24 protein-coding genes are annotated in these 23,480 nt (G+C 43.1%); all 24 read right to left on the minus strand.

Going from position 1 to position 23,480, the window contains the following annotated elements:
* Positions 1–26: 26 nt before the first annotated feature.
* The gene (recN, locus tag LJE09_RS01165; protein WP_227310915.1) at positions 27–1,718 is read right to left on the minus strand and encodes a DNA repair protein RecN; all 1,692 of its coding nucleotides are present in this window, start codon (positions 1,716–1,718) and stop codon (positions 27–29) included.
* A gap of 83 nt (positions 1,719–1,801) precedes the next feature.
* Complete coding sequence (argR, locus tag LJE09_RS01170; RefSeq protein WP_062807869.1) at positions 1,802–2,260, minus strand: arginine repressor; 459 nt, start codon at positions 2,258–2,260, stop codon at positions 1,802–1,804.
* Positions 2,261–2,278: 18 nt separating this feature from the next.
* Positions 2,279–3,139 carry an NAD(+)/NADH kinase gene (locus tag LJE09_RS01175; protein WP_062807870.1) on the minus strand — a complete coding sequence of 287 codons (861 nt, stop codon included), beginning with the start codon at positions 3,137–3,139 and terminating at the stop codon, positions 2,279–2,281.
* Between the two features lie 23 nt (positions 3,140–3,162).
* On the minus strand, positions 3,163–3,972 hold the full coding sequence (locus LJE09_RS01180) for a TlyA family RNA methyltransferase (RefSeq protein WP_008704090.1): 810 nt from the start codon (positions 3,970–3,972) through the stop codon (positions 3,163–3,165).
* Positions 3,969–5,840, minus strand: a complete 1,872-nt coding sequence (dxs, locus tag LJE09_RS01185; protein ID WP_227310916.1) for a 1-deoxy-D-xylulose-5-phosphate synthase — start codon at positions 5,838–5,840, stop codon at positions 3,969–3,971. Before dxs ends, LJE09_RS01180 begins: the two co-directional genes overlap by 4 nt.
* A 13-nt stretch (positions 5,841–5,853) precedes the next feature.
* Entirely contained in the window at positions 5,854–6,741 is an 888-nt protein-coding gene (locus LJE09_RS01190) for a polyprenyl synthetase family protein (RefSeq protein WP_227310917.1), read from the minus strand.
* Positions 6,725–6,964 carry an exodeoxyribonuclease VII small subunit gene (gene xseB / locus LJE09_RS01195; protein ID WP_008704094.1) on the minus strand — a complete coding sequence of 80 codons (240 nt, stop codon included), beginning with the start codon at positions 6,962–6,964 and terminating at the stop codon, positions 6,725–6,727. Before xseB ends, LJE09_RS01190 begins: the two co-directional genes overlap by 17 nt.
* Positions 6,942–8,171, minus strand: coding sequence for an exodeoxyribonuclease VII large subunit (gene xseA, locus LJE09_RS01200; protein ID WP_195382732.1), 1,230 nt, complete (start codon positions 8,169–8,171; stop codon positions 6,942–6,944). The genes xseB and xseA overlap by 23 nt, the downstream gene beginning before the upstream one ends.
* Entirely contained in the window at positions 8,168–8,590 is a 423-nt protein-coding gene (gene nusB / locus LJE09_RS01205; RefSeq protein ID WP_008704098.1) for a transcription antitermination factor NusB, read from the minus strand. Before nusB ends, xseA begins: the two co-directional genes overlap by 4 nt.
* 64 nt (positions 8,591–8,654) lie before the next feature.
* Entirely contained in the window at positions 8,655–9,041 is a 387-nt protein-coding gene (locus LJE09_RS01210) for an Asp23/Gls24 family envelope stress response protein (RefSeq protein WP_008704100.1), read from the minus strand.
* Positions 9,042–9,109: 68 nt separating this feature from the next.
* On the minus strand, positions 9,110–10,699 hold the full coding sequence (locus LJE09_RS01215) for a peptide chain release factor 3 (protein WP_008704101.1): 1,590 nt from the start codon (positions 10,697–10,699) through the stop codon (positions 9,110–9,112).
* 155 nt (positions 10,700–10,854) lie between these two features.
* A complete protein-coding gene (locus tag LJE09_RS01220; RefSeq protein WP_020994069.1) occupies positions 10,855–11,607 on the minus strand; it encodes a SpoIIIAH-like family protein in 753 nt (250 codons plus the stop codon).
* Positions 11,608–11,617: 10 nt separating this feature from the next.
* Complete coding sequence (locus LJE09_RS01225; protein ID WP_227310918.1) at positions 11,618–11,878, minus strand: hypothetical protein; 261 nt, start codon at positions 11,876–11,878, stop codon at positions 11,618–11,620.
* Between the two features lie 40 nt (positions 11,879–11,918).
* Positions 11,919–12,485, minus strand: coding sequence for a stage III sporulation protein AF (locus LJE09_RS01230; protein WP_008704104.1), 567 nt, complete (start codon positions 12,483–12,485; stop codon positions 11,919–11,921).
* A 32-nt stretch (positions 12,486–12,517) separates the two neighbouring features.
* Entirely contained in the window at positions 12,518–13,747 is a 1,230-nt protein-coding gene (locus LJE09_RS01235) for a stage III sporulation protein AE (RefSeq protein ID WP_227310919.1), read from the minus strand.
* Complete coding sequence (locus tag LJE09_RS01240) at positions 13,744–14,130, minus strand: SpoIIIAC/SpoIIIAD family protein (protein ID WP_020994071.1); 387 nt, start codon at positions 14,128–14,130, stop codon at positions 13,744–13,746. Before LJE09_RS01240 ends, LJE09_RS01235 begins: the two co-directional genes overlap by 4 nt.
* Positions 14,131–14,182: 52 nt before the next feature.
* Positions 14,183–14,377 carry a stage III sporulation protein AC gene (spoIIIAC, locus tag LJE09_RS01245; RefSeq protein WP_008704108.1) on the minus strand — a complete coding sequence of 65 codons (195 nt, stop codon included), beginning with the start codon at positions 14,375–14,377 and terminating at the stop codon, positions 14,183–14,185.
* Between the two features lie 81 nt (positions 14,378–14,458).
* Positions 14,459–14,977: a stage III sporulation protein AB gene (locus LJE09_RS01250; RefSeq protein WP_008704109.1), complete on the minus strand. Its 519-nt coding sequence runs from the start codon at positions 14,975–14,977 to the stop codon at positions 14,459–14,461.
* Entirely contained in the window at positions 14,962–15,900 is a 939-nt protein-coding gene (gene spoIIIAA, locus LJE09_RS01255; RefSeq protein WP_227310920.1) for a stage III sporulation protein AA, read from the minus strand. Before spoIIIAA ends, LJE09_RS01250 begins: the two co-directional genes overlap by 16 nt.
* Before the next feature lie 34 nt (positions 15,901–15,934).
* A complete protein-coding gene (locus tag LJE09_RS01260; protein ID WP_025577324.1) occupies positions 15,935–17,065 on the minus strand; it encodes a hypothetical protein in 1,131 nt (376 codons plus the stop codon).
* Between the two features lie 3 nt (positions 17,066–17,068).
* Complete coding sequence (locus LJE09_RS01265; RefSeq protein WP_008704112.1) at positions 17,069–17,620, minus strand: 4'-phosphopantetheinyl transferase family protein; 552 nt, start codon at positions 17,618–17,620, stop codon at positions 17,069–17,071.
* Positions 17,617–19,443, minus strand: a complete 1,827-nt coding sequence (locus tag LJE09_RS01270) for an ATP-dependent helicase (RefSeq protein ID WP_227310921.1) — start codon at positions 19,441–19,443, stop codon at positions 17,617–17,619. The genes LJE09_RS01265 and LJE09_RS01270 overlap by 4 nt, the downstream gene beginning before the upstream one ends.
* A gap of 2 nt (positions 19,444–19,445) precedes the next feature.
* The gene (gltX, locus tag LJE09_RS01275; RefSeq protein WP_227310922.1) at positions 19,446–20,897 is read right to left on the minus strand and encodes a glutamate--tRNA ligase; all 1,452 of its coding nucleotides are present in this window, start codon (positions 20,895–20,897) and stop codon (positions 19,446–19,448) included.
* Between the two features lie 754 nt (positions 20,898–21,651).
* Positions 21,652–23,367, minus strand: a complete 1,716-nt coding sequence (locus LJE09_RS01280) for an acetyl-CoA carboxylase carboxyl transferase subunit (RefSeq protein ID WP_022381150.1) — start codon at positions 23,365–23,367, stop codon at positions 21,652–21,654.
* Between the last annotated feature and the right edge of the window lie 113 nt (positions 23,368–23,480).

Here is a 23,480-nt window from a genome sequence, read left to right on the forward strand (position 1 = left end):
CCTCTCTTAGTATGTGGTCAATTATTTTATTTAAATCTTGTATTTTTTTGTTTCTGTGCCAATTCTTTCATCTCTTTCGCATTCTCAAAAACTGCAGGTGTAATTTCTGCACCACCTAACAGTCTTGCCAGTTCGCGGATGGAATCATGTTCTTTAAGCACATGAATCTGGGTAATAGTCTCAGTTCCCTGCAGATGTTTTTCAATTTCAAAATGACTGTCTGCCATAGCTGCAATCTGCGGCAGATGCGTGATGCAGAGTACCTGATGATGCTGTCCGATCACTGCCATCTTTTCAGAGACTTTCTGTGCAGTTCTTCCACTGATACCAGTATCGATCTCATCGAAGATCAATGTCTCAATCTCATCTCTGTCTGCAAGGATTGCCTTTAATGCAAGCATGATTCGAGACAACTCACCGCCGGATACGATCTGTCCCAGTGGCTTCAGAGTTTCTCCAGGATTTGTAGAAATGAGATACTGGATATCATCGGTTCCATTATCTGTGTAGTTTTTCTTTTTCCGGAAATCAATGGCAAAATTCACATCCAGGAAGTTTAAATCCTTCAATCCCTGAATAATCTTCTGCTCAAGCTGTTTACTGTATTCTTTACGGATTTCTGCTAATTCATCCGACTTTTTCTCAAGAATATTTTCCAGTTCTCTGAGATGCTCCTTTAATTCCTGTAAATTTTCTTCATATTTATGTAATTTTTCCAGTTTTTCTTCCTGAAGTTTGCGATATGTGAAAATTTCCTCAATGGTACGTCCATATTTTGCCTTCAGTCCATTGATCAGATCCAGTCTTCTCTCTGTCTCATAAAACTCTCCTTCATCAAAGGTCAGCTCGTCCAGATAAGCGGATAATTCTCTGTTAAAATCATTCAGAAGACCGTCTACAGAAGTAAGTGTCTCTGCAAGAGGTGTAAGCTCCGGATCATACTGTGTTACATGAGAGAATTCCTTTAATGCCTCTCCGACAGTCTCTCCGGCGCCTTCCTTGCTTTCATAGCCTGTGAGATTATGTACAAGCTGCAGGGAGTCAACGATGAGTTTTTCATTGCTCATTTTTCTGTACCGGGCTTCCAGTTCCTCATCCTCTCCCGGCTGCAGATTTGCTTTCTCGATTTCTTTGATCTCAAACTCCAGAAAAGCCAGCTCACGATTCCTCTGCTCCTCATTCATATTCATGGAACCAAGTTCTGTTTTGCATTTGCTGTATTCTTTATATGCCAGAGATACTTTCTCCTTTGCAGGAAGGATTTTTTCTTTTCCATATGCATCCAGGATTGCAAGCTGCTTATCCTGATACAGAAGTGACTGATGCTCGTGCTGTCCATGGATATCCAAAAGGCATGCAGCAGCGGCCTTCATCTGACCTACAGTACTTGTCTCTCCATTAATCTTGTTGATGCTTCTTCCATCCATGATTTTTCTGGACAGAAGTACCTGTCCATCTTCCGGACAGATATCCAGTGCTTTCAGTGTCTCCAGTGCTTTCTCGTTTTCTACCTGAAAAAGCAGCTCCACAAGTGCATAGGATGCATTTTCCCTTATCATATTTTTAGAAGTTTTTGCACCCAGGATCAGCTGCATAGACCCCAGAAGGATAGATTTACCTGCTCCGGTCTCACCGGTCAGGATATTCAGTCCGGGACCAAATTCTACTTCTATTTCTTCTATCAGTGCAAGATTTTTCACATGCAGATGAGCTAACATTTATTGCCTCCATAATCAAGTCATTTGTAATGTTAAAAGTTCAGGATCGTAACTGCAAAGGTATTGAGCAGTTACTCGTGGGATCACTTATTCAATCTGACAAAACTTCTCAGTTTCTCTGCTGCTCCCAGTGCCATGTCTGCAGTCTTTGCAACACACATAATAGTGTCATCACCTGCAATACATCCCAGTATTTCCGGCCATTTCAACGCATCCAGGGCTGCTGCCACGCCCATGGCCATTCCGGAAACGGTTTTGATCACAATGATATTCTGTCCCACATCAATAGAAAGCAGGGTATCTTCCAGTACTCTTGTATATTTTTCTCCAAGACTTCCTGATTCATTATTAATAATTGCATAACGGGACTTTCCGTCCTTTCCTGCCACTTTTGTCAGCTTGAGAGCACGAATATCTCTGGATACAGTCGCCTGTGTCACCTTAAATCCTGCCTCATTAAGTCTGGAGGCCAGCTCTTCCTGTGTATCAATATCATACTGATGAATCAGTTCAATAATTTTCTCATGTCTCGCAACTTTCACCTTATTTCCTCCTGCTGATCAGCTGTCTCTCATCTTCCGGCGCAATACCTCAACAAAACTTAAATGGTTCAGCTTCAGAATCTTTGTCTTTACATCTGCCCGCCGGATCTGAATGCAGTCACCGGTGACCATGGGGATAAATGTATCTCCGTCAAAAGATGCGATTCCCTTTTCACAGTCACAGTGTCTTCCTTTTCCTATCTCTACAGTGATCACATCCTGCGCAGGAAAAATAATGCTTCTTGTATTCAGTGTGTGTGGTGCTATGGGAGTCATGATCGTCATGGCGGCATTGGGCGATACAATAGGTCCTCCCGCTGACAGACTGTATCCGGTAGATCCGGTAGGTGTTGAAATAATAATTCCATCAGCATTATAAGAGTTAAGATAAACATCATTTACATAATTCTTAAACCGGACCACGCGGAGATGACCGTCTCTGCCAATCACAATGTCATTCAATGCAATATCCTGTCCGATCAGTTTTCTGCCGCGGTACACCCTTCCTTCCAGCATCATGCGTTCTTCTACCTCGTAATCATCCGCCATTAGCTGATCCAGAGCACTGTACAGAGAGGTCTGATTCACTTCTGCAAGAAAACCCAGATTTCCCAGATTGATTCCAAGAAGAGGAATTTCCTTATGCACCACATCCCTTGCTGCCTGAAGAAGTGTGCCATCTCCTCCCAGAACAATAATACACTGTGTATCGTCCGGAACCTTATCAGGATCTGTATAATGAAAGGAACCCTCATGTTTCCTTTCTGCCTGCTGTACTTCACAGTTTTTGTGATGTGTTTTCAGATAATCTGCGATTTTTTCTGTGATTTCAAGTTTTTTATCCTTGTCACTGTTTGTAATAATATAAAACCTGTCCATAGTTTCTTCCTGACTCAGCCTTTTTAATCCAACTGTCCATGAGCCTCTGCCACAACAGCTTCTACAGATACCTTCAGGCTGTCGGTAACCCCGGTACCTTCCGGATGTTTTTTCAGATGAAGAAGATATTCGATATTTCCTTCCGGTCCTTTAATTGGCGAAAAAGAAAGATGACATGGCTCCATAAAAATACTCATGGCATAATCGCGCACTTTTTCGATCACTTCCTGATGAACAGCAGGATCTCTTACAACCCCCTTCTTTCCGACTTTCTCTCTCCCCGCCTCAAACTGCGGCTTGATCAGACATACGATCTCACCCTCATCTGTAAGGAGATTTCTTACAGGAAGCAGTACTTTTGTAAGAGAAATAAAGGACACATCAATTGATGAAAAATCTGCCGGTTCTCCCAAATCCTCCGGTACCACATAGCGGATATTGGTTTTCTCCATACAGACTACACGCGGATCGTTACGAAGCTTCCAGTCAAGCTGTCCATATCCTACATCAATGGAATAAACTTTTACTGCCCCGTTCTGTAACATACAATCTGTAAACCCTCCGGTGGACGCACCTACATCCATACAGACCTTACTATCCAATGTGACATCAAAGTTTTTCATAGCTTTTTCAAGTTTCAGCCCACCGCGGCTTACATACGGAAGAGTGTTTCCTCTGACCTCAATCTTTACAGTCTCCGGGAACATGGTTCCCGCCTTATCTTCTTTCTGACCATCAACATATACATCGCCTGCCATGATGAATGCCTTTGCTTTCTCGCGGGATGGCGCAAGGGCGCGTTCCATCATAAGCATATCCAAACGTTTCTTCATTGCTCTCTTAATTCCTCACTATCTTCTATTGCCTGTCTTATGTCTTCCACTCCAAGTCCAATCCGGCTACGCAGGCTTTCTACATTTCCCTGGGGTACGAAACGATCCCAGACAGCTGCCGACAACACTCTTATTTCCGGATGACAGGCTTCCATATAAGCAGACACATGCTCTCCGTATCCGCCGCTTTTCACATTCTCTTCTACTGTCACAAACAGACTGTGATCCTTTGCCAGTTCATCAAGGAGATCCACATCCAGTGGTTTCACAAATCTGACATTTACAAAAGTAGGATCATAGCCGTCATCTTTCAGTCCTTTACAGATTTCCATGCAGGACGGGATCATACTTCCCACTCCCAGCACAGCGATTTTTTTTCCTTTGCGGATAATCTCACTTCTGCCATATTCCACAGGTGCCTGATATTCCTGAAGCCCCTGATGCGCACTGCCTCTCGGATAGCGGATTGCAATCGGTCCGTCAAAGCTTACCGCAAATGCAAGCATCTCTTCCAGTTCTCTGTCATTCTTCGGTGCCAGAACAGTCATATTCGGCATCATGGACAAATAAGACAGATCAAAGCAGCCCTGATGCGTCTCCCCGTCTGCGCCTACAAGCCCTGCCCTGTCAACAGCAAAAATCACATGAAGCTTCTGCATACATACATCATGCAGGATCTGATCTACAGCACGCTGCAGAAAAGATGAATAGATGGCAACAACAGGAACCAGGCCGCCAAGAGCCAGACCCGCCGCAAAACTCACCGCATGTTCCTCTGCGATTCCCACATCAAAAAATCTGTCCGGAAATCTCCTGGAGAATTCCACAAGTCCGGTTCCATCCGGCATGGCTGCGGTAATAGCTGTCAGTTTTTTATTTTTCTCACCAAGAGAGACCAGTGCTTTGGAAAAAACATCTGTATAACCCGGCACTGTTTTCTTCTGAAGTACCCGGCCTGTTTTAATATCAAAAGGACCTGTTCCATGAAACCTGTCCGGATGGGCACTTGCAGGTTCGTATCCTCTGCCTTTCTTTGTCAGGACATGAACAACTACCGGTCCCTCTACCCGTTTTGCTTCATTAAAGAGTTTCATCATCTGACGCATATTATGACCGTCAACAGGTCCCAGATATGTCAGCCCCATATTTTCAAACAGCATTCCCGGAATAAAAAGCTGCTTGACACTGCTTTTGGTTTTTCTCATAGTATCTACCAGAGCAGTCCCTACCTTCGGAACCTTCTTCAGTGCCTTTGTCACACCCATCTTCATTCCTGTATAAGCTTCTGCAGTTCTCAGTGCACTCAGATAAGTGGACATGCCTCCTACATTTCTGGAAATGGACATATTATTGTCATTTATGATAATAATAAAATTTGTCTTTAACTCTGCAGCATTATTTAATGCCTCATACGCCATTCCTCCGGTGAGAGCACCATCTCCGATCACAGAAACCACATGATGCTTCTGTCCCAGAATATCTCTGGCATGCACATATCCCAGTCCTGCCGAAATTGAATTGGAACTGTGTCCTGCATCATATGCATCACAGGGGCTCTCACTTCTCTTAGGAAAACCGCTTAATCCACCTTCCTGTCGCAGATTCTTAAATTCATCTTTTCTTCCGGTAAGAATCTTATGTGTATATGCCTGATGTCCTACATCCCAGATTAGTTTGTCTTCCGGAAAATCCAGCACATTATGAAGAGCCAGAGTCAGTTCCACTACTCCCAGATTTGAAGCAAGATGTCCGCCTGTCTGACTTACTGACCGGATTAAAAAGTCCCTGATCTCCGCTGCCAGAGGCTCGAAATCTTCCAATGGTATCTTATGGATATCATTGGGTTTCTTAATCTTTTCCAGAATCATTTGTATCCTTCCTTTATTTTCTGCGGTTTATTAATTTTTCAATTAACAAATACAGAAACTCGTTATTTTTATTCAGACTCTTCAGCAGATCGATTGCCTTTTCTGAGAGTTCTTCCACCTGTTCAGCAGCCTTCTCTGTTCCAAAAAGAGTCACATAAGTAACTTTATTATTCTTCTCATCACTGTGTACAGGTTTTCCCAGTTCTTCTGCAGTGCTGGTCACATCCAGAATATCATCCTGAATCTGGAAAGCCAGTCCTATATTTCCGGCAGCTTTCTCCACTGCAGATACTTCCTGCTCATTTGCTCCTGCAAGAATTGCGCCTGTCATCATGGAGGCTTCGATCAATGCTGACGTCTTATTTCTGTAAATATAGTCAAGCATCTCTTTTTCAAGGGGCTTTCCGTCATTTTCCACATCAACACTTTGTCCTCCAAGCATTCCATGAATGCCTGTTTTCTGTGAGACCACTCTCAACGCATGGATTACCCGATCCTGCTCTTTTGCCAGGGCAAATGCCTGAAACATGGTTTCGTATGCGTAATTAAGCAGCGCAACACCGCTTAACACCCCCATGGCTTCCCCATATACCTTATGTGTAGTCAGTCTGCCGCGCCTGTAATCATCATCATCAAGTGCAGGAAGATCGTCATGGATCAGGGAATGAGTATGGATCATCTCCATTCCTGCCATAAACGGTTTTACAACTTCTTCCTTACCATCAAACAGGCGATATGTCTCCCGGATCAACATTGGCCGAAGGCGCTTGCCTCCTGCCAGCATACTGTAATTCATAGCCTGAGCCATTGTTCCGGCGAATCCCGCCTCTGCAGGCAGAAAGCTTCTGATCACTTTCTCTGTTTCTTCCGTTCTCTTTGCTAATTCATCTTGAAAATTCACTAAATGTACCATCCTCATTAAGCTGCAGCATTTTCTTCTCCACTGTATCCAGCTTCCCGCTGCAAAGTTTCAAAAGTTCCATGCCCTGTCTGTACAGTATAAAAGAGTCCTCCAGCGATGTGTCTCTGTTTTCCAGTTTTTCAGCCAGCAGATCCAGTTCTGCAAACATCTCTTCCAGAGATTTCTCCTCCTGTAACTGCTCACAGTTTTCTTTCTTCGCCATAGATTCTCTCCTCCTTCACCGTACCTGTAACATCTGCTTCTATCGTACCGTCTGTCACAGATATATAAATGGTATCCCCATTTTGTACCTGTTCTACACTTGTCAATGTCTTTTTATATTTATCTGCCACATAAGAATATCCCTGATTCAGTTTCTTTAAAGGGGAAAGTCCTGCAAAACGTTCCAGATAAACAGACAATCTGTGTCTCTCATCCTGAAGTTTCCTGTTCATTCCATTTTGTACAGCATTCTCCAGATCTGCCAGACGCTGTCTCTGCTCCCGCAGTCTGTTCTCCGGACTCAGATAAGCAAATTTTGTCTGAAAATGCTCCAGTCTGTTGCGGTACAGATCCGTTTTACCACTCATTGCACGATATAACCGCTGCCTGTAAATACTTACTGCTTCAATCACACTTCTGTAATCATCCACCGCAAGCTCTGCCGCAGCAGAAGGAGTAGGAGCTCGCAGATCAGCAACGAAATCAGCAATCGTAAAATCCGTTTCATGACCTACTGCGGAAATAATGGGTGTACTGCACTCAAAAATAGCTCTGGCCACGATTTCTTCATTAAACGCCCAGAGATCTTCAATAGAGCCGCCGCCTCTTCCCACAATGATCACATCCACATCTGTCTTATCAAGCATCTGTATTCCTTTTACAATACTTTCTGCCGCACCCGCCCCCTGTACAAGAGCCGGATATAAAATAATCTGTAAATAGGGATTTCTTCGATAGGAAATATTGCGGATATCCTGAACAGCCGCACCTGTCGGTGCAGTTACCACACCCAGACGTCTGATAAATCTCGGAATGGGCTGTTTGTACTCCTGTGCAAACATTCCCATATCTTCCAGTTCCTGCTTCAATGCAAGATATCTCTCATACAGAGTTCCTGCACCTTCCAGGGTAATCTCCTTTGCATACATCTGATAGCGGCCGTCGCGTTCATATACATCCACACTCCCGCCAACGATCACCTTATCGCCATTTTTCATGGCAAATGCAAGTCCCCGTCTGTGTCCGGCAAACATCACACAATTCAATGTTCCTGTCTCATCTTTCAGGGAAAAATAGATGTGTCCGCTTGTATGATATTTACAATTGGACACCTCGCCTTTTACATAAATCTTCTGCAGTAAATAATCCTGGGTAAACATATTTTTGATATAACGGTTTACCTGACCTACAGAATATGTGTTTTTCATTCTGATTTTTCTTCGCTTTCACTGTTGGCAATCTTGCCAAGGATACCGTTTACAAAGGAACCGGAAGTCTCACCGCCAAAACGTTTGGCAAGCTCTACCGCCTCATTGATAGCTACACCTGTAGGTACATCTTTGTCATATTTCAGTTCATACACTGCCAGACGCAGGGCAGTCAGGTCAACGCGGCTCATTCTCTTTGTCTTCCAGCCATTGCTTGTCTCATTTAACAGTGCATCGATCTCGTCTAATTTTTCAAGTACATGGCGGTATTTCCGGCTCATATACTCCTGATCTTTCTCTGAAAGTTCCTCCAGAGTATCAAAATAAAGTGAAAGCTGCTCACTCATCTCTTCCTCTGAATTAAATTCTGTCATGAACAGTAATTTAAAAATATGTTCTCTCTGCTCTCTTCTTCGCATAATTTTTGCTGTATAAACAGCTTTCCTTTCTAAATATCTCTTAAGTACACAAAAAAGGAAAGGGTTACTTTCCTTTTTCGTTCTCCATATCTACACTGGCAATATGAATATTAACATCTGCAACCTCAAGACCTGTCATATTCTCTATGGATGATTTTACTTTCTCCTGAACTTTCTTACTTGTCTCAAGAATGTTCTTACCATATTCGATATTCAGGTTCAGGTCTACTGTTACAACTCCTTCGAGTACAGTAACCTTAACACCTCTGGAAAGATTCTTCATTCCAAGTTTGCTTACCAGTTCGTTTGTGATATTGCCTGCCATGGAAGCAACTCCGTTTACTTCCGTAGCAGCAAGTCCGGCAATGATAGCGACCACTTCATCTGCAATCTGGACCTCACCAATGCCTCCTAAATCCTGTATTTTATATGTTATTCTTTTCTCTGCCATCTGAAAACCTCCTGAGGGATTCTTTAATCTTTGTTCATTATACCAAATCGACAGATAAATGAAAAGGGTTATTTACTGAATTCCGTTAATATTAAGCCAGGATTTCTGTCCTCTGTCATACCCACACTCCAGGAATTTACAAAGAGGAGCAGCGGATTTCCCTTAAGATCAGTAACTTTTTTCATATCAGAGGTTCCAATGATCTTATCCACTTTTACTTCTTCTTTATTTGCAATCCAGCGAATATGTTCATATGGAAGTGTTTCCAGACGGATATCTACATTATATTCATTTTCCAGACGATATTTCAGAACATCAAACTGCAGGACACCTACAACACCTACAATAATTTCTTCCATACCGGTATTAAACTCCTGAAAAATCTGAATAGCACCTTCCTGCGCGATCTGATTGATACCTTTAACAAACTGTTTTCTCTTCATAGTATCAATCTGACGGACTCTCGCAAAATGTTCCGGTGCAAATGTAGGAATACCTTCGAATGCAAACTTTTTACCGGGTGCACAGATTGTATCTCCGATGGAAAAGATACCCGGGTCAAAAACACCGATAATATCTCCGGCATATGCCTCATCTACCACATGGCGGGATTCTGCCATCATCTGCTGCGGCTGAAGCAGACGCATCTTTTTATCACCCTGCACATGATATACTTCCTGGGAAGCGTCAAATTTACCGGAACAGATTCTCATAAATGCGATTCTGTCTCTGTGTGCCTTGTTCATGTTTGCCTGGATTTTAAATACAAACGCTGAGAAATCATCATCCATGGGGTCAATTTCCCCAATATCAGACACTCTCGGAAGCGGTGATGTTGTCATCTTCAGGAAATGTTCCAGAAATGTTTCCACACCGAAGTTTGTCAGCGCAGATCCGAAGAATACAGGTGTCAGCTTACCTTTGCTTACCAGCTCCTGGTCAAAATCTGCACTTGCGCCGTCCAGAAGCTCAATCTCATCCAGAAGCTGTGCTTTCTGCTCCGGATCCATAATCTCATCTGCCCGGCTGTCACTTAACGGGATTTCCTCGATCACACCTTCTTTGGTACCTTTCTGTGTATCAGAAAAGGTAAGTATTTTCTCTGTATTACGGTCATAAACACCGCGGAATTTCTTACCGGAACCGATTGGCCAGTTGATCGGGCAGGTTGCGATGCCAAGTTCTTTCTCAATCTCATCAAGAAGGTCAAATGTGTCGTTTGCATCGCGGTCCATCTTATTGATAAATGTAAAAATCGGGATATGGCGCATTACGCAGACCTTGAACAGTTTTCTGGTCTGTGCCTCCACACCCTTGGAACCGTCGATTACCATGACTGCAGAATCTGCTGCCATCAGTGTACGGTAAGTATCCTCCGAGAAATCCTGATGTCCCGGTGTATCCAGAATATTAATGCAGTAACCATCATAATGAAACTGCAGAACAGAGGAAGTAACGGAAATACCTCTCTCTTTTTCGATCTCCATCCAGTCTGACACTGCATGGCGGGCTGTTGCCTTACCTTTAACACTTCCGGCAAGATTGATTGCTCCGCCATACAGCAGGAATTTCTCAGTCAGTGTAGTTTTACCTGCATCCGGATGGGAAATAATGGCAAATGTTCTTCTTTTTTCTATTTCATTCGTATACTTAGACACGTTCAGCCTCCTGTTGCGCTTTTTTATAATTGTTTGCATAAAACACCGGCAACAGCCGGTATCAGTTACGTTTTCTATTTTTTTACAGCATTCCTATTCTAGTATATGCACCTCTTTTCTGTCAAGATATATGTTCGCATATTCATATCAAAATATCAGTCATAAATATCAGTTGTATCGATTGCGGTATCCTCATATGGCTGTGCTGATGTTTCGCTGTCTTCCTCATACGAAGTATCTGCTGATGTTTCATCTGTCTGTGTTGTATCTTCTGCATCTTCACTCTCCTTCAGTGGGGTGATCACAATATTTTCTGGCGCAATTCCTGTTTTCCTTTTTACAATATCTTCAATCTGTGCTCTCTGTGCATCAGAAAGTTCTGCTTCAGGGATCACAACATCCGCAGTTTCTCCGGTAAGATTTACAACTACATTCTTAAAGCCCTTCGCCTCCAGCAAAAGCTCTGCTGCCGCTTCTTTTTCTGAAAGGTCTGTCATCGAGACCATCGTATGTATTGCCTCCTGCTTCTCTTCATCATCAATTTCTTCATTATTGATAATGTCCTGCAGATCTGCCTTGTTCTGTGAGCGCACCTGTTCTCTGCTGATCTTTGCCTGTGCGGCAAATCCTGTAGAACCCGTAAACACAGCCTCCCCGGGAGTATCCGTTTCCTGACTGTCTGTAAGACTATTATCAGTCAGACCTCCATCTGCCTGATTTTCATCCAGAAGAGCAGTTTCATCTGTAAGATCATATCCTGCATCTTCAAGGATACTGCTGCTGTCCGTACTTGCCTCCTTATCCCTGAATCCAAGATCTACATCTGCAAAGTTCAGATATCCTGCCACTGCAATCAGAATTGCCAGCGATGTAATAATGACCTGATTTTTTCCGATGACTTTTTTCACATTTATCTCCTCATTTCATTTTCATTATTCTAATTCTATGAGCATCCACCTGAAATAATGCCATGACCGCCTCCTGAATATTTTGGACCACTACAGGATTTCCTCCGCCTTCCGCAGAAATCAGAACACCGGTCACCTGTATGGTTTCTGAATTATAGAAGCTCTGCCTGTCTTTCTTCTCATCTGTCATCAGGATAACCTGTGCCTTTCCCACCCCTTCCGTATTTTCAAGAAATGCTTCAAGTTTCTCTTCCAGAACACTTTTTTGCATATCTTCACTCTGCTCTCCTGCCGTATTTTTCTTTTGCTGCTTACTGGATACAGGCATCGCCGCTACTGCCAGAAGTACTCCGATGAGCAACAGGATTCCCCATTTTGCCGGATTCATTTCGGACAATCTGGATACAAATTCTGTTTTCTTTAAGTCCCCACTCTTCCACCAGCGCATCTTTAAGCTCCTTTCTCTCCTCCTGAGAAATTTCTGTCTTCAGTACAAGGTTTGCCTGCGTCTCCTCCCCTTCTATATTTACTTTCACCTTATATACTTCTATGCCTCTTTTTTCCAGAGTTTCCCGGATTTTCTGTTCCAGTTCCAGTTCGTAACCTTTTTCCAGATAGACTTTCTGAATATTCTGAAATTCCCGGAGTTCTTTCTCTCTGTTTTCTTCAGAAAAATTATCCAGAAAACTTTCCGTCAGTTCCGAACCTTTTCCAAGAATGGAAAATATCGGGGTACTCATCATAAAAATCAGCAGCAGGCCCATAAAAAAGCGTACATATTTCTCATACTTCTGGTCAGGTATCAGATTCAGAACCGCAGTGAAAAAGATATAAAATACTGCCAGATTCCGAATCCATAAATACAGCTCTTCTTTCATATGTTTCCTCCGGCAATCTTTCTGTCAGTTCATCAGGATACAGAAACTACAACTATCAGGAATGTCAGCATGCAAAGTACTTCTGCTGTCAGCAAAAGCTTTAAAAGCATTGCACATCCCTCCCCCATTGTACTCAGGGCTCCCACAACTCTTTTGTCAGAAATTGGCTGTGCAATCGCAGCCAGAAAACGATAAACCAGAGAAAGACTTCCATAATGGATAATCGGTCCTGCTCCAATCAGCAACAGAAGGATCACGATTACTGCGCCAAAACTGTTTCGCACCATCACTGCACTGGTCAGCACTAATTCTGTTACAGCGGTCACTGCATTTCCAATGCCGGGAATCGCACTCGCTGCCTTGCCAACAGCAGAACGCTTCATGGCATCCATCACCGGGCTCACCATATTCCGCACAATCTGCAGACCAACAATAGCTCCCAGAAGAGTTTTCAACCCCCAGTTTACAGCTACATCCAAAAGTTCTGCCATTTTTGTAAGCATCTCCTCTTTTGACAAATAATTAACCATTTTCAGAAGCAAACTCAGGTTTACGGCAGGCAGAAACAGATTTGCAAGAAGCCACTGAACCGCCCAGATCATCAGCAAAATTCCTTCATAAAATGCAGCAGCCGTTGATGATCCGGTTGATGCAGCCACTGTCATAAAATAAGCCGGAGACAGAACTTTCATGAAATCCGTCAGTCCAAGAAGCCAGTTTGTAAGCGTACTTCCAAGCCTTGAGAAATTCTCCATAAGCATTGTAAACAGCGCAAGATAGACAATATAAAAGCTGATACTGCCAGCCTGTCCGTTTCCGAAAACATCAGCAAACTCCGCCAGCACCGCTGCAATAAAAATCACAAGTAAAAGTTTCAGTATTAATCCTTTTTCATTCTCTATATCCGAAAAAAAGAGACTATACAAAAAGCTCCGTACAGTCTCTTTTGAAACAGGCTCCTCCCCGTTTATGATATTCATCAGTGCTTCTCTGACAGAAAAAACATGGTCATCCATGATCTCATCCAACATTTTCTGCATATCATCAATCTGTATCTCTTCCATTAGATTCTCCTGCAGGATCTGTACTGAAGAATCTTCTTTCTGTTCTGTCTGCGCAGCGGCATATACGGATACTATATGATTCTGAAAGAATGTAAGATATGACACTCTTCCTACCAAAAGTATACATGCCAGTATACACCAGTAACCTTTCCACAGATCTGCCTGTTCCCTGATACTTCTCTCTTTATCCTGCCTCATATCATAAACTCCGAAATCGTATCCAGAATTGCCAGCAGTACCGGCATACTCAGAACCATCACAGACAGTTTACAGAACAGGTCGATCTGTGTTCCGATCATCTGATATCCGGCATCTTTGCAGATTGCAGATGAAAACTGTCCGATATATGTAATCCCGATAATCTTAACCAGAACTGTGAGATAACTGCTGTCTATGGGGAAGCTTTCTCTCAGCCTGTTCATGGTTTCAAACAGATAAGAAACTTTTCCTGCTGCAAGACCAAGAATCAGAAAACCCGTCATCATGGTCACAAGTGCAGCAAATTCCGGTCTGGTTTCTTTTAGAATAAAACCAAGCATCATTCCGCAGATACCCATGATTGAAACTTTCACAATATCCATGCCATTCAAACCTCTTTCTGTTCTGTCAACTGCCATAACAGTTGATTTGAAATCACAGCACAAACAACTGCTGAATACTTTCAAACAGTTCATAAATATATGGAACAATCCAGAACAGCACCATCAGAAGCCCCGCCAGGCTTACCAGAAATGCCTGTTCATCCCTTCCACTGTGTTTTAGGATCTGGCAGAGAACAGAAACCAGAATCCCTACTGCAGCGATTTTAAAAATAAGACTTACCTCCACAGTCTCTCCTTTCCGGCTTCTGCTGCCAGATATAGCAAAACAGTAATCTACACAGTAAAGAAACAGATTATAAATACATGCTCACCAAAAAAACACAGCCACAAATATTCCGCCCAGTATTCCCATACTGCGGTATAATTTTCTTTTTTCACAAAAATCTTTCCTGAGTTCCCTGATCGCATATTCTGTTTCCTTTTCCATCAGATCCATCTGTTTTAGCTGCATATCCAGTCCAAGATAACCAAGCTGATCTCCCAGTGAATAAAATCTGTCTCTCTCTTCCTGCGAAAGACAATCCAGATCCAGACACTTTCCGGCCGATTCTCTGAAGATTGTCCCAAAGGAATCCCCTGTTTTTTCTTTCATTTTCTGTGCCGTAAGTATAAAAAATTCTCTGTACTTCCCTTCCAGTTTCCCGGAAGCACCTGTAAAGGCATCGTACAGAGATTTATTTCCATAACGTATTTCTCCTCTTAGGAGGATGATCATCCGTAAGATCATTTCCATCATCTTTTTGCGTCTGCCAAGTTCATTGCTCATGGCAAAACCGCAACCGACACCGGAAATTACAATTACACACAATCCTACTGTTCTAAGCATACTTTTCCATTTTCATCTAATACAGCTTTCAGACATCCTGCCTGAGCATTTTTGTCCAGGATAATATAACGTTCAAATACTTTCTCGCCCATAAGCTTATAAAAGAATGGCTGATCCAGAACATCCTCCAGACAGCTTCCATGTGCAGTCGCAATCAGCTTACATCCACAATGGATCACTGAGTCAACTGCCTTGAAATCCTCTTCACAGCCTAACTCGTCCACTGCAACCACATCCGGTGACATGGAACGTACCAGCATCTGCATACCTTCTGATTTCGGACAGCAGTCCAGCACATCTGTACGCATTCCCAGATCATTCTGAGGAATTCCCTGATAACAGCCTGCCAGCTCACTTCTCTCGTCCACCACACCTATTGTCAGACCCTGGGTATTGGCCCATCCATTACTGAGCTGCCTGATAATATCTCTGAGCAGCGTAGTCTTTCCACACCTTGGCGGTGAAATGATCAATGTATTTGCAACCCATTTCTCTGTACGGATATAAGGCATCACCTTATCCGCACATCCCTGAATCTCATGTGCCAGACGGACATTGATGCAGGAAATATATTTCATTCCCATGATCCTGCCCCGATCCAGCACTACCTTTCCGGTCACACCTACTCTGTGACCACCCTGAACACTGATAAATCCCTGTCTGATCTCATCCTCATAAGCATACAGGGAATATCCTGTGACATATTCCAGTGTTTCTTTCAGATCTTCCGTTGTCACCAGATACTGTTCCTGACCCGGTTTTCGCAGAAAACACTCTCCTCCGTCATAAGTTAAAAACAACGGGCGCCCTACACGAAGGCGTATCTCATATAATTTATCATAATCCAGCTTCGCATCCATTAAAAGATTCCGGATATTTCCGGCAAACAGGTTTTCAATCTGCTGCGCTTCTATATGTCTCACCTCTTTACACTTAATATATGTGGACAAACCGATTTTAGTACTCTTCCTGATAAGACTCTTCCATTTTTATCAGATTCAGCTTCAGAACCCGGTCTACCACATTTCCTGCATACCCCCTGTACGCATAAGCTCCTGATTCAAAGAGTACGTAAAGTTCATCCCCCTCTACAACAATCTGCTCGATCATCTCAGGCATTCTGTATGATCTTGCAGAATTTTCATTGACATACAGACGTTTATCCGACTGTTCATAAAAAACAATCCTGGATGGCAGAATACCAAAAGAATGAGACAACAACAGCTTATCGTTATAAAAAGCCATTCCCTGTGCCTGTTCTGATATTGTAGAATAATCCAGCGGAACCGCCATTTCAAACATCATGCCAAGTTCCTCATTAAAAGTATTCACCAGATCACCTTTTGAATCCACCGCATATCTCGCGATGGTGCTCTCTGTATATTTGTTAAAACATCCTACATACAGGCACCCCTTATAGAAAGTCATAAAAGAATCTCTCACGATTCCATAAAGACTACATGTCTGATTTACCTGCACAGGCATATGGTTATCCGCATAATTATAGTCACGCAGCACATCCATCTTAATGCTGATCGCCTGTGCGATTCCATTGGTATTTGAAGAATACCACAGCATATCATGTTCCTGATCATAGGCAAGTCCGCCTACATGAGGCAGACCTGGCAGGACTACCTCTTTGATAAATCTGTGAGTTTCTTTGTTGATCACATAAATAACAGAGTTATGTTTTTCCGTATGACAATAGGCACTTACAAGTACATACTCATCGGTCACTGCAAGTCCCTGAGGAGTCATGGAAGTACATACCGCCTGTTTTGTACCCTCTGCATTCAGGAATGTTCTTGTATATCTCAGTCCGGGAATAATATAAGTTCCGTACTCTTTTTCTTTTTTTCTGCCCTCAAAGGCAAAGGTATTTAACTCCTCCTGCTGCGACAGCATCTGTATCTGTCCACGTAATGAATACACTGCAGCATCCTGGTTGGTTACCGGATATTTTGCAGGAGGTTCCGTCTTACCCCTGTATACGAAAGCATATCCCCAGAAAGCCAGTCCAAGTGCCAGTACTGCTACAAGAATCTTCACTGCCAGTCTCCGGATTTCTTTCTTCGTTTGTCTGTTCATGTCTTACCCAAGTATGATGTCTTCATATTTCCAGTTGATTTCCATGGGATTCATTGCCCATACTGCTCCACTGTAACCGTCTTCCATATCAAGCAGCATATGACTGCCTTCATCCATGGATATAGTCCTCATGTCTCTGGAAAGCCCCTCACCGGTCCATTTGATATAAGCTTCCCTCAGTACCCACTGTTCAAAAAATTTCTTTTCCACATTTATATCTGAGAGAATTTCCAGATACTGTTCCCGGGGTACCATACGTCTGAGCATTCTTTCATAATTGGCTCTGCAATGAATCTGCACATCAATTCCAACCTCCTGATCAGCCAGAATACATACCACATATTTTCCGGAATGACTGATATTATAATGCAGGGACGGACGATAGGAAAGGAATGGTTTTCCATGTTCCCCCTCTGCTCTGGGTTCATTGTACAGATTGATTCCATATTCTTTTTTCAGTGCGATTTCCAGAAGTTTCTCTGCAATCATATGCTCCATATGTGCGCCTTCATATTCTTCCCGTATTTTTGTACAGTAAATAATTCCTTTATTCATAGGCCTGTCTCCTCAAGAAACCGGGAAGGCTCCCGTTCCTTCTCATACTGGCGTTTCACATAGGCAAGCACCAGCTTCTTTTTCGCCCTGGTCATCCCTACATAAAACAATCTTCGTTCTTCTTCCACTGCTTCTGCCAGAACCGCCTTGCGATATGGAATGCTTCCTTCATTAACATTCAGAATATACACAATATCATATTCCAGACCTTTTACCGCATGGAGTGTGGATATAGTCACTCCTTCTTTTTTATCCTGCTGTTTCCTTGCCTGTTCATTCAGGCGCTTCGTATATTCTTCTATGTAAGCCTGCCACTTCGCCAGGGTTTTCATGCCTTTTGCACTCTCATGGATCCGGTCCAGGGTCTCAAGCAGTTCCTCTGGTTTTATTTTACGATACTGTGCATATTCACGCAAGTATTCTTCGAATCCCATTCCTTTTCTGATAAAATTAATCGCAGCAAAAGGGGAAAGAGTACCAAGAATCCTCAGATGCGTTTCCAGTGTGGTAATCCTGTCGCACATCCAGTCTTTGTCTTTATAATATTCCCGAAGTTCATTAAAATTAATCTGCGAACTGTTCAACGCTTCTCTGGAAATATAGCGATTGGGCCGGTTCATGATCTCCAGAAAATTCTTCCTGCTCCTGTCTCCTGCTGCCATTTCAAGATAAGCCAGAAGCGCCCGGCAGATCCAGTGGCGGAAAAGATTGGGAAGCTGTTCTTTCATTGTAAAAGGAACCTGATATTCCATCAACACATTGATCAGACCTTCCGATTCCTGATTTGTACGAAGCAGAATCGCTGTATTCAGCAGATCCTCACCGCGCTCCATTCTTTTTTTCAGCGCTGCCACCACGCACATATACTCTTCTCTTGGATTATCAAATTCCTTGCACGTCACAGGCATCCCTTCTTCATTTGGAGTGTCCAGTTGCTTTTTGAAACGTCTGGTATTACATCCGATCACTTCCATGGCTGTACGCAGGATATTCTTACTGCACCGGTAATTCACATTCAGAAGGACTGTCTCTGCCTTCGGATAATCCTTTGTAAAATTTAACATAATCTCCGGTCTTGCGCCCCGGAAATGATAGATAGACTGGTCGTCATCCCCTACAATAAACAGATTATTGGCAGGTGCCGCCAGCATCTGCAAAATCTTGTACTGTAAGCTGTTGATATCCTGAAACTCATCCACCAGAATGTAGACAAATTTTCTTCTCCATGCATTCAGGATATCCTGTCTCTGAGAAAAAAGTTCATAGCAGCAGAGGATCATATCATCAAAATCCAACTTGCGTTTCGCCTTCAGAGCCTGCTTATAGCCATGAAAAATGTCCCTGAATATCTCATCCGAGCAACAGGATGAATAATAATGCTCCGGAGAAATGCAATTTCCCTTTACAACACTGATTTCCCTGGCAACTTCTTCAATGAAATCTCCCTCCTGAGCCATTTCCTGTCCATATTTCTCAGTCATCTCACGTAGAATACTGAATTTCTCTTCCTCAGAAAGAATATTGGCCGCACTCAGATGATAGGCTGCTTTGAGAATCCCATAAAAAATTCCGTGGAAAGTTCCAAAAGTCACTTCGCTTCTGTTTTGTCTCACGAATTTCAAAAACCGTTCTTTCATCTCTGTTGTCGCTGCTCTGGAAAAAGTTACAACCAAAATAGAAGAAGCCGGTATCTTCCCCTCATTGATCATGTATGCAGTTCTCTCCACAATAACGGAAGTTTTCCCCGAGCCGGGACCTGCCAGAACCATCATAGGTCCTGACAGGTGAGTGATTGCCCGAAGTTGAGATGGATTTCTCTTCATATTTATTTGCTTAATTTCTCAATAGCTGCCTTTACTCGTTTGATTGTTTCATCTTTACCGATGATCTCCATGATCTCAGTAGCACCGGCCGGCGTCATCTGCTTGCCGGAAACAGCAGTACGCAGAGGCCACATTACATATCCGTTCTTATAACCATGCTCTTTTACAAATGCACTTAAAGTCTCAAATAACGGATCATTTGTATAATCTTCCTGCTCTTCCAGAACCGGAAGTACTTCTTTTAATACTGCAAGAGAAGTCTCCTCATTTGTTTTCATTTTCTTATGGCAGTACATGGCGGAATCATATTCCGGTACTTCCTCAAAGAAGTCGATCAGAGCCGGTATGTCAGGGAATGTTTCGATTCTGGTCTGTACCATTCCTGCAATCTTCTTGAAATTGTAGTCTTTCTTCAGAACCTCTTTCATATACGGAAGTGCTCTCTCATAGAATTCATCCGCATCCATTTTCTTGATATACTCACCATTCATCCAACGAAGTTTCGCAATATCAAATACTGCCGGAGATTTATTGATATGATGATAATCAAATGCCTGTACCAGTTCATCCAGTGTAAAGATCTCTCTGTTGTCAGAAGGACTCCATCCGAGAAGTGCCACATAGTTGACGATCGCTTCTGAAACAAATCCCTGATCAAGCAGGTCTTCATAAGAGGAATGTCCACAACGTTTGGAAAGCTTCTGGTGTGTCTCATCTGTGATCAACGGACAATGTACATAAACCGGAATATCCCATCCGAAAGCTTCGTAGATACGGTTGTATTTCGGAGCTGAGGAAAGATACTCGTTACCTCTTACTACGTGTGTGATCTCCATTAAATGGTCATCGATTACGTTTGCAAAGTTATAAGTTGGGTATCCATCAGATTTGATCAGGATTAGATCTTCCAGTTCCTCATTGTTTACTGTGATATCTCCGTAGATTACATCATGGAATGTTGTAGTTCCCTCTGTTGGCATATTGAAACGGATTACGTGTGGTTCTCCTGCATCAAGACGACGCTGTACTTCTTCTTTGGAAAGTTTAAGGCAGCGTTTGTCATAAATGGAAATCTCTTTTCCTGCCACAACACGTTTCATACCTTCCAGTTCTTCCTTCTTACAGAAACAGTAGTATGCATCACCCTGTTCTACTAACTGCTGTGCATATTTCAGATAGATTCCCTGTGCCTGACGCTCACTCTGAACATACGGTCCAAAGCCTTTGTCCTTGTCCGGACCTTCATCATGGAGAAGTCCTGTTTTTGCAAGAGTACGGTAGATAATATCTACAGCGCCTTCTACGTAACGTTCCTGGTCTGTATCTTCAATACGGAGGATGAAATCTCCGCCTTCATGTTTTGTAATAAGGTATGCATATAATGCTGTTCTTAAATTTCCAACATGCATTCTGCCTGTAGGGCTTGGTGCAAATCTTGTTCTGATCTTGGTCATAACTTTTTTCACTCCTGAATTTTTTATATATTCAAAATCTGTAAAAAAAGACCCTGCTTAAAAGCAGCGCCTTTCTACTTTCGGGTTTATTATACGTCAGAGGCTTTCTTATTTCAAGTCGGGATGAGGGAAAATTTTAATGTTTTTGGGGAAGGGACGCATGGGAAGCAATTATGTTTGGGGGCTCAGTTTCGGAACCATTGTATTTCTAGGCATTCGGGAAGCCGCTAAAATCATGAGCCGCTCTCTCAAACTCGCTCCGTTGCAAACTCCGCTCAGACAGTGAAACGATCGGCTCATAACGCGGCTTCCCAAATACCAAGAACTACAATGAACCCTCAAATTCGCCCCCAAACATAATTGCTTCCCATGCTGACTATCGGCTATATAACATATTTACCGTACAACAGTAAAGAAAGCACCACTCCTGACTTCGCAGAATAATTAACCAAAATAATATATCTACTGTACAATATAACTATAGAAACCCTAAGAAAACGCATAACAACATGCAACAAAACAGCGCAGAAAAATATTTTATTTGGAGTGCATTTGCAGGGGTCTTAGATATTCTTAGTTCTCAGAAATCTGCGTTATGAGCCGGCTGCATCACTGTCTGAGCGAAGTTTGCAACGGAGCGAGTTTGACAAGACGGCTCATGCCTTTAGCAGATTTCTGAGAGCTTAGAATATCTTAGACCCCGAAACCGCACTCCAAATAAAATATTTTTCTGCGCGTCCCTTTTAACATCGTGCTACATCTTACGAAACCTCTCATACCGTTCCTGTGCAATCTGCAGTCCACTTTTACCAGTCTGTTTCTCCAGGAACTGCTTCATTCTGATCTTCATATATTCTGCAATTTCCGGCAAATTCTCCTCACTTGCAGGATATTCCTCCGGTATGATCCGTTCAATGATTCCCAGTTCTTTCAGATGAGCCGCCGTTACTTTCATGACCTCCGCAGCTTCCGGTGCCTTTCTGCTGTCTTTCCAGAGAATGGATGCAAAGCCTTCCGGTGAAAGGATGGTGTAGGTTGCATTTTCCATCATCCAGACTTCATTGCCAACTGCAAGTGCAAGTGCACCGCCACTGCCGCCTTCACCAATTACAACCGAAAGAACCGGCACCTTCAAATCGGACATTTCCAGAAGATTCCTTGCAATGGCTTCGCCCTGTCCCCGTTCTTCTGCTTCCAGTCCACAGAATGCCCCCGGAGTGTCTACAAATGCAATGACTGCACGTCCGAATTTCTCTGCCTGTTTCATCAGTCGAAGAGCCTTTTTGTACCCTTCCGGTGATGGCATTCCGAAGTTACATCTGATGTTTTCTTTTGTAGTATGCCCTTTACGGATTCCGATTACTGTAACGGGCTGTCCGTCCAGTGTAGCAATGCCGCCGATGATGGCATTGTCGTCTCTGACACCTCTGTCACCATGAAATTCCATGAAATCATCAAAAATGGCATCAATATATTCCGCTGCTGACGGACGGTCACTGCTTCTGGCAATCTGGACTCTATCCCAGGCTGTGAGATTTTTTTGTTTCTTCTGCTTTTTCTTTTTGCCAAAAGTATCGAAAGATCTGGCAGATGTTTCCTGTGGAAATTCTCCGTAACATTTTCTGGTATCATGCAGTTTCAGGATCAGCGAAAGAACATCCCGCATAGAGCCTCGTTCAACAATTCCGTCGAGAAATCCATGTTCCAGAAGAAATTCCGGTCTCTGGAAGCCCTCCGGCAGTTTCTGACCTATAGTCTGTTCAATGACTCTCGGGCCGGCAAATCCGATCAGTGAGCCTGGCTCTGCAAGGATAATATCTCCAAGCATGGCAAAGCTTGCTGTAACGCCACCGGTAGTCGGGTCTGTCAGCACAGATGTGTAGAGAAGCCCTGCCTGAGAGTGACGTTTAATGGCTGCGGAGGTTTTTGCCATCTGCATCAGTGATACGATTCCTTCCTGCATTCTGGCACCGCCGGAGCAACAGAACAGAATGACCGGAAGTCCCTGTTTTGTTGCTTCTTCAAATGAGCGGGTGATCTTTTCTCCCACCACATATCCCATGGAAGCCATGAGAAATCTGGTATCCATGGCTCCGATCACTGTACGGATTCCTCCGATGGTGGCTTCTCCGATGAGAATTGCCTCATCAAGGTGTGTTTTTTCTCTCAGATCCTCAATTTTCTGCGGATAATCCGGATAGTCCAGTGGATTACTGTTGTCAATTCCTGTGAACCACTCTTTAAAACTTCCTTTATCTGCGATCATTTTGATCCGGCGTTTCGCACTGATTCTGAAATATCCTCCGCATTTCGGGCACACATAGGCGTTGGATATTACGTCTTCTCTGTAAACCATTTCTCCGCACTTTGGACATTTGATCCATAAGCCTTCAGGTACGGAAACAGATGCGGCCTGTTTATGCCGGTCTTCTGAAACTGTTTTCTTAAAAAATCTCTTCAAGTCTGCCATTAAAATCCTGCTCCTTTATGTAACCCAATTTGATGTTCTTTCAGACAACAAAATAACATTAATAACTATTAATCAAACTAATTCTGTCAAAAATTATTTTATCGATTTGCTTA

Origin of the sequence: Blautia sp. DFI.3.45, from assembly GCF_020593505.1 — a bacterium.
GTDB classification, from domain to species: domain Bacteria; phylum Bacillota; class Clostridia; order Lachnospirales; family Lachnospiraceae; genus Blautia_A; species Blautia_A wexlerae.

Coding starts and splice junctions, on each gene's coding strand:
- LJE09_RS01240 (WP_020994071.1), bottom strand. CDS start 14,130: ATGGATATTGTGAAAGTTTCAATCATGGGTATCTGCGGAATGATGCTT.
- LJE09_RS01270 (WP_227310921.1), bottom strand. CDS start 19,443: ATGAAGAGAAATCCATCTCAACTTCGGGCAATCACTCACCTGTCAGGA.
- gltX (WP_227310922.1), bottom strand. CDS start 20,897: ATGACCAAGATCAGAACAAGATTTGCACCAAGCCCTACAGGCAGAATG.
- xseB (WP_008704094.1), bottom strand. CDS start 6,964: ATGGCGAAGAAAGAAAACTGTGAGCAGTTACAGGAGGAGAAATCTCTG.
- LJE09_RS01265 (WP_008704112.1), bottom strand. CDS start 17,620: ATGAATAAAGGAATTATTTACTGTACAAAAATACGGGAAGAATATGAA.
- LJE09_RS01180 (WP_008704090.1), bottom strand. CDS start 3,972: ATGAAGAAACGTTTGGATATGCTTATGATGGAACGCGCCCTTGCGCCA.
- LJE09_RS01225 (WP_227310918.1), bottom strand. CDS start 11,878: ATGCAAAAAAGTGTTCTGGAAGAGAAACTTGAAGCATTTCTTGAAAAT.
- LJE09_RS01230 (WP_008704104.1), bottom strand. CDS start 12,485: ATGAAAGAAGAGCTGTATTTATGGATTCGGAATCTGGCAGTATTTTAT.
- LJE09_RS01210 (WP_008704100.1), bottom strand. CDS start 9,041: ATGGCAGAGAAAAGAATAACATATAAAATACAGGATTTAGGAGGCATT.
- dxs (WP_227310916.1), bottom strand. CDS start 5,840: ATGATTCTGGAAAAGATTAAGAAACCCAATGATATCCATAAGATACCA.
- xseA (WP_195382732.1), bottom strand. CDS start 8,171: ATGAAAAACACATATTCTGTAGGTCAGGTAAACCGTTATATCAAAAAT.
- LJE09_RS01235 (WP_227310919.1), bottom strand. CDS start 13,747: ATGAGGCAGGATAAAGAGAGAAGTATCAGGGAACAGGCAGATCTGTGG.
- LJE09_RS01260 (WP_025577324.1), bottom strand. CDS start 17,065: ATGAACAGACAAACGAAGAAAGAAATCCGGAGACTGGCAGTGAAGATT.
- LJE09_RS01250 (WP_008704109.1), bottom strand. CDS start 14,977: ATGCTTAGAACAGTAGGATTGTGTGTAATTGTAATTTCCGGTGTCGGT.
- LJE09_RS01280 (WP_022381150.1), bottom strand. CDS start 23,367: ATGGCAGACTTGAAGAGATTTTTTAAGAAAACAGTTTCAGAAGACCGG.
- nusB (WP_008704098.1), bottom strand. CDS start 8,590: ATGCGAAGAAGAGAGCAGAGAGAACATATTTTTAAATTACTGTTCATG.
- recN (WP_227310915.1), bottom strand. CDS start 1,718: ATGTTAGCTCATCTGCATGTGAAAAATCTTGCACTGATAGAAGAAATA.
- LJE09_RS01175 (WP_062807870.1), bottom strand. CDS start 3,139: ATGGACAGGTTTTATATTATTACAAACAGTGACAAGGATAAAAAACTT.